Here is a 9,850-nt window from a genome sequence, read left to right as displayed (position 1 = left end):
GTCCGGGTGGGTGAAGGTCGTGTTGACCCAGGTGATGAGGTCTTCCAGGTCCTGGTTGATGGCGGCGGTGGACCGGGCGTGGGTGGTGTTGGCCCGGCCGGTGTGGGCGGCGATCGGGCTGGCGGGGAACAGGAACGGGAAGTCGGCGAGGGTCTCCAGCATCTGCACGGCGGTGTGGACCGGGGCGACGACGACCCAGGGTCGGTCGGGTTCGGCCCGGCCGGAGGTCAGGGGGCTGCGGTCGTAGCCCTTGCCGCGCCGGCCGTGCACCAGGAGTTCGCCGGTGCGGGGGTCGCTGCCGGAGCAGCCGTGGGGCAGGGTGAGGACCTCACCGGGGCGCATGCCCGAGAGATAGCAGATGACGGTGAAGGCGGAGGCATAGAGCAGCCGCACCAGGGTGGGCAGCTCGCGGATGCTGATCGGGTCTGGCCGCCAGGGGATGCCGTCGAGGTGTGCGGTGATGCTGCCTATGGTGGTGTCGGTGGCGATCGGGAGTCCCGCGTTCTCCAGCAGCGCCCGCTGCCGTGGGGGCAGCCCGGCGCGCTTGTCCGGAGGGACTCCGATCAGGCGCAAGATGTGAGCGCCGTTGACGACAGTGCCGCGGGCGGGGTCGTGCCGTCCGGGCAGCGGGGTTCCGCGTCTGCTGGCGTGGTGGAGGAACAGGTCCAGACGGTCGGGGATGCCCAGCCCGTCGTAGATCTGCTGGGAGGGGTGGGAGCCCGCGTCGAGATCGTGGAACTCGTGCCAGGCGTCGCGGATGTCCGGGCCCAGGGTTTCCACCATGCGCAGCGCCCAGGCGAGCAGGGCGTCCATCGTCGCCGGGGCGATCCGGGGAGTGGCGTTCTCCCTGCCGCCGGGTGGGAGGCGGACCAGATCCTTGGCCGCCAAGCCGTTCCACGGGCAGACCCGAAGCCGGCATGCGGTCGGAAGACGTTCGCGGTAGAGCCACAGGGTGCGGACGGCGGCGAGGAGATCCGTCTCGCGGGCGGGGCTGCGGCCCAGTCCGAGGATGTGGGACCGGTAGGCGTCCAGGTCGGCGGTGGTGACGTCCCTGAGGCTGCCGACGGCGCGTTCGTTGAGCCAGGTGGCGAAGACGAGCAGGTCGCCGAACCAGTAGCTGAGCGTGGCGACGCTGGGCCGCTCACCGGGCCGCTGCACATGTGGCGACGCCGGGTAGGGCTGCTCCAGCGCGGTGTGGAAAAACGTTTTGAACGGCCCGACGAGCCGGGCCGGGTAGCGGCGCCAGTCCAGCGCGGCGACGGTGACGTGCGCGTCGGGATGTGCCGGGCTCAGCTGCCAGACCATGTCCCCGAAGCGGGACAACAGCGTCTCGTCGGTGCCGGGGCGCAGCGGCCGGCCGGCCAGCACGATCGTGTCGTCGTCCGGCCAGCCGACGGCATCCTCAATGTGCGCCTGCGAGTGCGCCGCGGTGGTCATCGCAGGTCCCATCGGCCGTCGAGTAGATCGTCCACGAGCTGCTGCTGGCGGGCGGTCACGCCGGCGCGGGCGTGGTCGCGTTCGGCCGGCGTGTAGTGGTTCAGGATCTCCTCCAGCTGGTCGAGCCGTCGGCGCAGATGGGCTTCCCAGACGGCCGGGGTGAGGTTCGGTCGCAGCGCGCGTAGCCGCTCGGCGGCCAGCATCTGCACGCCGAGCTGGTGGGGCAGTGCGCGGGCGTTCGGGCAGTCCAGGCAGTCCAGGAACGACGCCGGGCATGGCTGCCCCGCCGTGATGTGCGGGCCGTCGCGGTGGTCCGTGCAGGAAGCAAGGGCGGTGTCCTGCACCCCGGAGATCATGCGCCGCAGGGTGTCCTGGTCCATCCCGGCCGTGGCCGCCGCGGCGGTGGGGTCGCGGCGGGCGTGGGCAAGGAAGGCCACGGTGAGTACGGGCATGCCCTGGGCTGCCCGCGCGCTGTCGACCTGCTCGCGCAGCGCGGCACCGACCACGGTGCGGCTGTCGTCCTGGACCGTGCGGCTGCGCCGGAGATAGTGGTCGTTCATGGTCTGCCGGGTGTGGGCGATCGGCTGCCGGCGGCGTTCGATCACGGTCTGGCGCAGGCGTCCGACGTGCACCGCCGGTCTCGTGCCCGGACCGGCCTCGGCGGCGGCGGGGAAGCCTCGGCGGCGGGCCCACCAGAGCAGGTCCGTGGCGTTGACCCCTTCGGTCCAGCGGGAGCCGAGCGGGCCGGGCCGGGCGACGAAGGCGCTGAATGCCGAGGTGTGGCCGCCGTGCCGGCGGGAGAGCTCGGTCAGCTCCACCAGCAGCCGGTAGACCCGCAGCGGAGAGCGGAACAGCCGCGTCTCCTCACCGGCTGCCTCCAGCCCGGCGGGCAGGTCCTCCAGCGCGATGACCATGTGTTCCCGGTCGGGCCCGCGCCGTGGCTTGACCTCTTCGACGAGGGCGACACCGGTGTCGCCGTCGCCTCCGTCGGGCCGGTGGTGTGCGGCCGGCCACGCGGCGACGGTGCCGACGTTCTCTCCGGTCAGCGCGACCAGCAGCAGGCAGAACGCGACCGCCTCGTCGCTGGACAGGCACAGCCGCCCCCCGACGGCGGTCAGGCCACCGGCGTCCCGAACGGCTCGGGAATGCCCGCCCGAGCCGACGCGAGGAAGATCACCGGTACGGTCGAAGACGTCCAGCAACACACCAAGCCCACTCTCCGGGCTCTCGGACGGCAGGGCACCGGTGCGGAAACGATCTAGCAGTTGGCGGCTGGCCCGGATACGGTCCCGGGCCAGCCGCACGTCCCGCCGCACCACGGTCATGATCTGCTGCCATTCCGTGTCGCCGTAGCCGACGACCGGGCTCACTGGCGCCGCTGGCGCGAGCCGCGCGGACAACAGCGCCGTCCGCGCGGGCTCGGGCAGCTCCGGATCGTCACGCAGCAGCACCCGCAGCCGCTTGAGATACTCCCGCTCGCTGGGCTGACCGCGGTAGCGCAGGACAAACGCGGTGACGTGCGCGGGCCGCAGATCGACCGGGCCGGACGGGGGCGGTGACGCTCCGGCGAGCGACGCGGCGAAGCCCCGCAGGACATCGAAGTGCCCCACGGCGGTGCCCATCCGTTTCGTCGCCGAACGTGGACCGGCCCGGCGGGCGAACACCCGGGCCAGCCATCGCTGGACGTCCTGCTCGACGGCAGACCGGCGAAGTCGAACGTTCGCTCCCGTCGGCCGGACTCCTCGACGAACCGCACCCGCAGGCCGTCCCCGTCGGCCTCCAGCCGCTGCGGTGGCCGCCAGCCCGTGGCCGGCTGCGTCGCGCGCCGGCCACCCGCCCCGGTGCCGCTCACCCGGCGCTCCCCGTGCCGCTCAGGTCCGCCCCGGTGAGTACGCGTCCGCTGTCGGCGGCCACCGCGCGCAGCAGCGTGTCGACGGCGGTCTGCTCCTCGCCGTCCAGCAGTGCCATCAGATAGTCGACGTCCAAACGGGTGAACGGTTCCAGATAATGGTCGCGGGTCGTCGACGGATCGGCGTGTCCGAGCAGACCGGCAAGCTGATACCAAATATCCCCGAACTGCGTGCGATAGTCCTTCAGCTCTTCGGCGGTGAAGCCCGTCAGCCGGTTGTTCCACACCATCGACAGGATCGAGAACCATTTCAGCGCGAAGCTGTGCCGGCACATGTGCGGCGTGCACCACGACGGCGCGCTGCCCATCCGGCCCGCGGCCGTCCACGCCCCTGCGACACGACGGTTTGCGGCGGTGAACGTGTCCTCCCAGCCGTGCGGATGTTTCGGTAGCCCATCGCGTCCCAGCCACACAGCCAGCGGCTCCAGACCGTTATCAGTCCGCCGGAAGAGGCAGCGGCGCTCGTGCGGGCCCAGCACGTCCACCGACATGCGGACCGGCCCGGCCGCGCCCTCCAGCGTAAGGATGCGGGAGCGGGGGTTGTAGCCGCTGACGAACCGCCGGACGGTCAGCTGTTCGTAGCGGCCGGCTTGCTGTGCCCAGCGGACCCTCTCGCCCCGGGAGCCCTCCTGCGGGTCCAGGTAGCCGCGCACTGCCGTCAGCGCCCGACGCGGTATCCGGTAGACCCGCCCGTGCCGGCCGCCCTTCGCGCACGCCGCCGCCAGCCACGCCCGCGGAAAACGATCGCCGCCGTCGCCGGGCAGCTCGACATCGAGGATGCTCGCCCACTCGGTCAGCCGCAGCCCCGTCCCGTACAGGCCGTCGACGAACGCGACGTCCCGGTCCTCATACGGGCCGCACCAGTCCGGGTGCCGGACGCCGTCGAAGCCGTAGCCGCGCAGGCCGATGTCCCGCCACTGCTCGAACGCCCTCCGCAACATCCACTTCACCTGCCGCCGCGGCGCCCCCGCCGGGCGCAGCGGGTCCCGAGACCCACGCCAGCCATCGACGTCGTCACCTGGCCGGCCGGTACGTGCCCACCGGCCGGAGGGAACCGGGTTGACCACGCCGTAGCGCACCACCGCCCACGAGTAGAAACAGTTCAGCGCCGCCCGGTCCGCGTCGAAACTCGCCGGCGCGACCCGGCCGTCGTTCGCCCGGTCGGTCACCCGCCAGTCCTTGAACGCCTCCACATCGCCCGCAGTCGCCGTGTCCCACTGCCGCCCGAACACCTCCAGGAAGTTCAGCCAGACCACCAGCGAGTAGGCGTAGCGCCGCCACGTCGACGGCCGCGCCGCCACCATCGGACCGGTACGGAAGAACAGATTGACCCGGGAATCGACCATACCCGACGTTTTCATAATCAGTGGAGTGCCGTGCCGCGCGCCGTTACGCGCCGCCCGCTCGTGTACATCACCCAGCCCGACGAACCCCTCAACCTCAACACCAGGAAGCTTGGCTGTAAAGTTATAGAATTCAACTATCCAGGACGCGCTGTTCTCCACGACGATCTCCCTGAGGCTCTTGAACCCGACAGCGGAGCGAAGCCTAGAGAACGTCGGGGAAGCTGGAAGCCGGCGAGGACGTCGCCGCCGCGATCTGCCGCGAGGCCCGCGAGGAGATCGGCCTTCACCTGGGCCGCGGGGCGCTGTCGCTCGCCTCGACCGTGCACTTCCGCAACGAGCACGGCGAGGGTCGGCTCGGGCTGTTCTTTCACGCGCAGTCGTGGGAGGGCGAGCCGGTCAACGCCGAGCCGCACAAGTGCGCCCGCCTCGGCTGGTTCCCGCTCGACGCTTTGCCCGACAACACCTACCCCTACACGCGGATAGGTGTCGAGCTGTACCGGAAGCGGCAGAACTTCGCCGTCTCCGGTTGGGCACCTGGCGACGCCTAGCACGTCACGTCGCGCGGCGTGGACGCCGTATCCGTGGGCAGCTGGCGGACCTGTTGAACCGGGCGCCAGCCTGCTTCGTCAGCTGCCCATGTGTTCGCGACGGCGATCAAGAGCGTCCGGCCGGGTTCGACGTGAAGTCGACGCTGCGGCCGAAGTTCTGGGGGCTGTAGGCCCTGTCTGTGCAGGTGGCGGCCCCGCGTGGTGGGGAACTGCTTGTTCGCGTCCCAGGGAATGACCATCCTGTGCGATGTCGCGGACAGTGACAGGTGCTACACGCACACCGCCGAAGCTGGTCCAATCCGGGGCCATCCGTACGGCGGTGGAGCACCGTCCGTCCGGAAGGCATCGCCGTGGAGCATCCCCCTGAGCCCCTCGCCCGTCTGGTCACCGCTGTACGCCTCGCTGGCGCTAATCCGGCTGCTGGCCCACCCGATCACAGTGAGCTGCTGCTCCACCCACTCGCGCTTCGCGACTGGGTGGAGCGGCAGTGTGCCGGTGAGGTGAGGCGGGTTCGGGTCGCGGGCGCGCTCGATCGCCGTCTGGTTTTCGTCGAGCGTGGTGAGGGCCGGTGGGTGGTGGCGGACCTGTCGGGTCAACCGCACGGTTCACGGGCCTGGCCGGCGTGGACACGGGACACGGTGGTGCTCGACGAGCCGGCGTCCTGGCTGTCGCTGGCTGACGTGGACGAGCCGGGCGTGGAGCGGTTGTCGCGGCCCGGGGTGCTGCTGGCGGCGCTGTATCACCCGGAGACGTTCCCGCTGCCGCGGTTTCCGCTGGGGATCAGCACGGTGGCGCGCGCGGCGCGTGAGACGCTGCTGGGCACGGTGTCCCTGGCCGACATGCAGCTCGGGCTCACGCTCGACGGGCTGGTCGCCCGTGTCGAGGCGGACCGGCCGGACGTTCTCGGGGTGTCGGCGACGTTCGGCCAGTACGACCTGCTGGTCCAGCTGCTGGAGTCGGTCTACGCCCAGGATGATCCGCCGCTGGTCGTCGTCGGCGGCAGCCTCACCGTACGGGTCGAACGGGTCCTGCTGGACCGGTTCAGGTCGCTGCTGGTCGCCAGGGCGGGCGGGGAGGCCACGATCAGCGCGCTGCTGGCGCACTGGCACGGCGACTGCGCCCTCGACGAGGTCCCAGGACTGGGATATGTGGGAGCACCGCGCGGGAGTGGGTTGGCGGTCGGGCGGCGGAAGACCGCGAGACCCGTCACCCGGGACGTGACGGCCGACGTCGTTCCCGAGCTCGACCTGCTGCCGGCGACGTTCGACCATCACGGTGTCGCGCAGTTGGAGACCAGCCGGGGCTGCACCAGCTACTGCTCGTTCTGCCCCCGCGACCACAAGGGCAGCTGGGCGGGGGCCGGTACGGGCCGGCTGCCGTGGCTCCTGGGCGAGCTGTCGGCGGTCTTCGACCGCTACCCGCAGGTGTCGCGGACGTTGTACCTGGTCGACGAGGAGTTCCTCGGCCGCAGGCCCGACGCCGCCAGCAGGGCGTTAGAGCTGGCCGGTCTGCTGCATGCGGCGGGCTTCGGCTGGGAGTCGAGCTGCCGCGTCGACCAGGTCGTCGACGCCGACCGCGGCCTCGACTGGCATGTCGACCGCGCCGAGATGTGGCGGGCGCTAGTCGACCGGGGCCTGCGGCGGATGCTGTTCGGCGTGGAGTCCGGGGTCGACAGCGTCCTCGGCCGGTTCGCGAAGGACACCACGGGCGAGCAGAATCTGCTGGCGGTCCGGACCCTGTCCGCACTTGGTGTCCCGACTCGGTTCACCTACATCACCTTCGACCCGCTGATGACCCTCGACGAGCTGAAGGCCACCCATGCGTTCCAGGGCCGCACCGACCTGCTCCTGGCCCCGCAACGAGATCTTCCCCCTGCCGAGGTCGTGCGAGGGGTCCGGGACGCGCAGTTCGTCGCGACGGCGAGCACGGGCCAGCCGTTCTACCAGGCCATCTCCTACCTGCTGGTCAGCATGGAATGCCTGATCGGCGCCGCCTACACCCGACGAGTCCAGCACGCCGGCCTTTCCGGGGCGGTGACGCCGAGCATGGGCCGGGTCGAGGCGAGCTACGCCGACTGGCGGATCGGGGTCGCCGCCGGCTGGGCGCAGCGCTGGGTCGACCGGCACTTCGCCCTCGACTACACGTTCAAGTCGCTGGAGAAAGTCCTCGACGGCGACCCCCGCCGCCAGGTCCGCGGGGCCCGTGGCGTACTCAAGGACGCCAGCTACACGGTGCTCGGCGACCTGATCGCCGAAGTCGACACCCAGCCTCTCTGCCACGATCCGGCGGCCGAAGCGATCCTGGGTGCCCGGATCTGGCAGCGGGTCGAAAAGCGCCTCGCCCTGCTGCGGGGCGTCCTCGCCGCCGCTGTGCACGACCTGCTCCCCGTCCTCGACCGCGAGCACACAGCACTGCTCGCCACCGAACACCGGCGATGGTCCGCGGCCAGCGGCTGGACACTGATCAACGCGGCGGACTCCTGTGCCAGCTGACCCGCAGGCCCGCAACCGATCAGGTGCCGGACTTCTCCGGGATCGGCACCCAGTTGAACTCCGGGCAGAACCGGGCGTACGTGACCAGCTTCCACGCCGCGTAGTCCTCCAGCCGGCCAGTCTGGCGCAGCAGGTGCTTGACCCAGGTGTGGCAGACCCGCTCGTCGTGGCTCATCGCCTCGTCGATCTGGTCGAGCATCCGGCAGGCGACCGCGAAGTCGTCCACCGTCAACGCGCTCAGGTCGATCTCGACGTCGTCCACGGTGAAGGCGAACACCAGCCGGGTCGTGGAGAAGCTGGTGTAGCGCTCGCCAAGGAAGCGGGCGCTCCCGTCGAGCGTGGCCATCAGCTCCGCACGGCGTTCCACCGGGTAGCCGATGCCCAGGTCCAGATCCGAGGTCTCCAGGTTCAACCGGGTGCCGAACGAACCGACGTCCCACGGCCGATGCCCGGTCCAGCGCTCGATGAGCTCCGACGCCCTCGTCCGCACCGCGTGCAGGCGTTCGTCGTGGGCGCGCATCGCCGTGTAGAACGCCTCGGCACGGCCGTATTCGGCGTCGGGGAAGTCGCTACGGTCGGCCCACCCCTTCGCCCTGATCGCATCCAGGTCCAGCAGGGTGGCGGGGTCCGGAGTCGTCATGCCGGTGACCCTAACGTCACAGCCAGCAGCGCCCGCACACAGGCCGATCCCAGAGACCGTCGGCGGACAACGAGGGGAACGAGATGGCGGCGACGAGTCCTCTGACAGCCCGAACGCTCGCCGGCGGGCTGACCGTTCATCCGATCGGCGTCGGTTGCTGGGCCATCGGTGGCCCCGACCACAACCTGGGCCTGCCGATGGGCTGGTCCACCGCCGACGACACAGCCTCCCGCGCGGGGTTGGAACTCGCGTACACCCTGGGAGCGAACCTGTTCGACACCGCTGATGTCTATGGCCACGGCCGCTCCGAACGCCTCCTCGGCCACCTGGTCGAGCATGTGGATCGGGACAGCGTCGTGCTGTCGTCCAAGGTCGGCTATTTCGCCGGCACCGCCGCCCATGCCTACCTGCCCGCGGCGATGCGCCGCCAGTTGGAGACGAGCCTGGAGAACCTGCGCACCGACCGGCTCGACATCTACTTCTTCCACACCAGCGAGTTCGGCGCCGACGACCGCTACCTCGACGACGCCATCGCCCAGATGCGCGACTTCCAACGCCAGGGCCTGGTGCGCTGCGTCGGCATGCGCGGCCCGCACCGCTACGCCCCTCACCGGCTCACCCAGCCACCATCAGCCCGGCCGGACAAGCACGCCCGATTCCGGGTCCTGTTCGACCGCATCCGCCCCGACTTTCTCGCCGTCCGCCACAACCCGTTGACCCCACCGCCGCTGGCCGGCCAGCCGGACATGTTCACCCTCGCGGCCGAGCACCGCACCAGCATCCTGATCAACAAGCCGCTCGGGCAGGGCCTGCTCACTGGCAAATACGACCCGCAGCGGCCACCCCGCTTCGGCGACGGGGATCACCGGCAACGCAAACGCTGGTACACCCCCGACGCGCTCGCGCTCGTCGACCGCCGGCTCGCGCCCCTGCGCGACCGGTTCGGCTCCTCGACCCGCGACCTGGTCCGGGTAGCGCTGGCCTTCAGCCTTCAGCGCGCCGCCAACGCAGCCGTGCTCGTCGGCTTCACCACCCCCGACCAGGTCCGCGAGAACCTCACCGCCCTGGACACGCCGCTGTCCGCCGACGACCTCAGCTTCGTCCGCGCCACCCTCGGCCAGCTCCAGCAGGACCTCGACGCCGCTGGCGAGGTCTTCCTCGACGAAACGGCCCGGCACGCATGAACCCGCAGCAGTCCCTGTTCCCGAGCCCGACCGCGGCGGCTCCCGCGTCCACGACCGAGCTGCGGCTGGTCACGTTCAACGCCCAGCACGCCGCACCCGACCGGGCCCGCCGCCAGGCCGCCTGGCTCGGACAGCAGCCCGCCGCCGACATCGTCGTGTTCACCGAGGTCGGCCACGGGCCCGGTGGTCAGGCGCTCCTCGACGCGCTCGGCCACCACGGTTACATCCACCTCCACGCCCCGCAGCCGGACCTGCCCGACTACCGCACGGTGATCGCCTCCCGCCACGCGCCGC

The 9,850-nt window shown here is 71.1% G+C and carries 8 protein-coding genes; 4 read left to right on the top strand and 4 right to left on the bottom strand.

Annotated features, from left to right (window positions below; genetic code table 11):
• The 3 genes from AC08OP_RS14375 to AC08OP_RS14365 all read right to left on the bottom strand — a co-directional run.
• Positions 1–1,437, bottom strand: a 1,437-nt coding sequence (locus tag AC08OP_RS14375) for an integrase (RefSeq protein ID WP_476614655.1), incomplete at its 3' end; no start/stop codon positions are given.
• The gene (locus AC08OP_RS14370) at positions 1,434–3,059 is read right to left on the bottom strand and encodes a hypothetical protein (RefSeq protein WP_476614654.1); all 1,626 of its coding nucleotides are present in this window, start codon (positions 3,057–3,059) and stop codon (positions 1,434–1,436) included. The genes AC08OP_RS14370 and AC08OP_RS14375, both read right to left, overlap by 4 nt.
• A gap of 226 nt (positions 3,060–3,285) precedes the next feature.
• Positions 3,286–4,851, bottom strand: coding sequence for a site-specific integrase (locus AC08OP_RS14365; RefSeq protein WP_476614653.1), 1,566 nt, complete (start codon positions 4,849–4,851; stop codon positions 3,286–3,288).
• A gap of 62 nt (positions 4,852–4,913) precedes the next feature.
• Between AC08OP_RS14365 and AC08OP_RS14360 the strand changes: the two genes are divergently transcribed.
• Both AC08OP_RS14360 and AC08OP_RS14355 read left to right on the top strand, forming a co-directional pair.
• The gene (locus AC08OP_RS14360) at positions 4,914–5,240 is read left to right on the top strand and encodes an NUDIX domain-containing protein (RefSeq protein ID WP_476614656.1); all 327 of its coding nucleotides are present in this window, start codon (positions 4,914–4,916) and stop codon (positions 5,238–5,240) included.
• 350 nt (positions 5,241–5,590) lie between these two features.
• Positions 5,591–7,732: a B12-binding domain-containing radical SAM protein gene (locus AC08OP_RS14355; protein WP_476614652.1), complete on the top strand. Its 2,142-nt coding sequence runs from the start codon at positions 5,591–5,593 to the stop codon at positions 7,730–7,732.
• A gap of 19 nt (positions 7,733–7,751) precedes the next feature.
• On the opposite strand, the gene AC08OP_RS14350 is transcribed toward AC08OP_RS14355, so the two are convergent.
• The gene (locus AC08OP_RS14350) at positions 7,752–8,372 is read right to left on the bottom strand and encodes a hypothetical protein (RefSeq protein ID WP_476614651.1); all 621 of its coding nucleotides are present in this window, start codon (positions 8,370–8,372) and stop codon (positions 7,752–7,754) included.
• Between the two features lie 83 nt (positions 8,373–8,455).
• Between AC08OP_RS14350 and AC08OP_RS14345 the strand changes: the two genes are divergently transcribed.
• Positions 8,456–9,556: an aldo/keto reductase gene (locus AC08OP_RS14345; RefSeq protein ID WP_476614650.1), complete on the top strand. Its 1,101-nt coding sequence runs from the start codon at positions 8,456–8,458 to the stop codon at positions 9,554–9,556.
• The coding region (locus tag AC08OP_RS14340) for an endonuclease/exonuclease/phosphatase family protein (RefSeq protein WP_476614649.1) at positions 9,553–9,850 on the top strand (298 nt) is incomplete at its 3' end. The genes AC08OP_RS14345 and AC08OP_RS14340, both read left to right, overlap by 4 nt.

This window comes from Frankia sp. CeRuru1, assembly GCF_977966315.1.
Note: the sequence above shows the minus strand (reverse complement) of the source record. Positions and strands in the feature narration are given on the sequence as shown.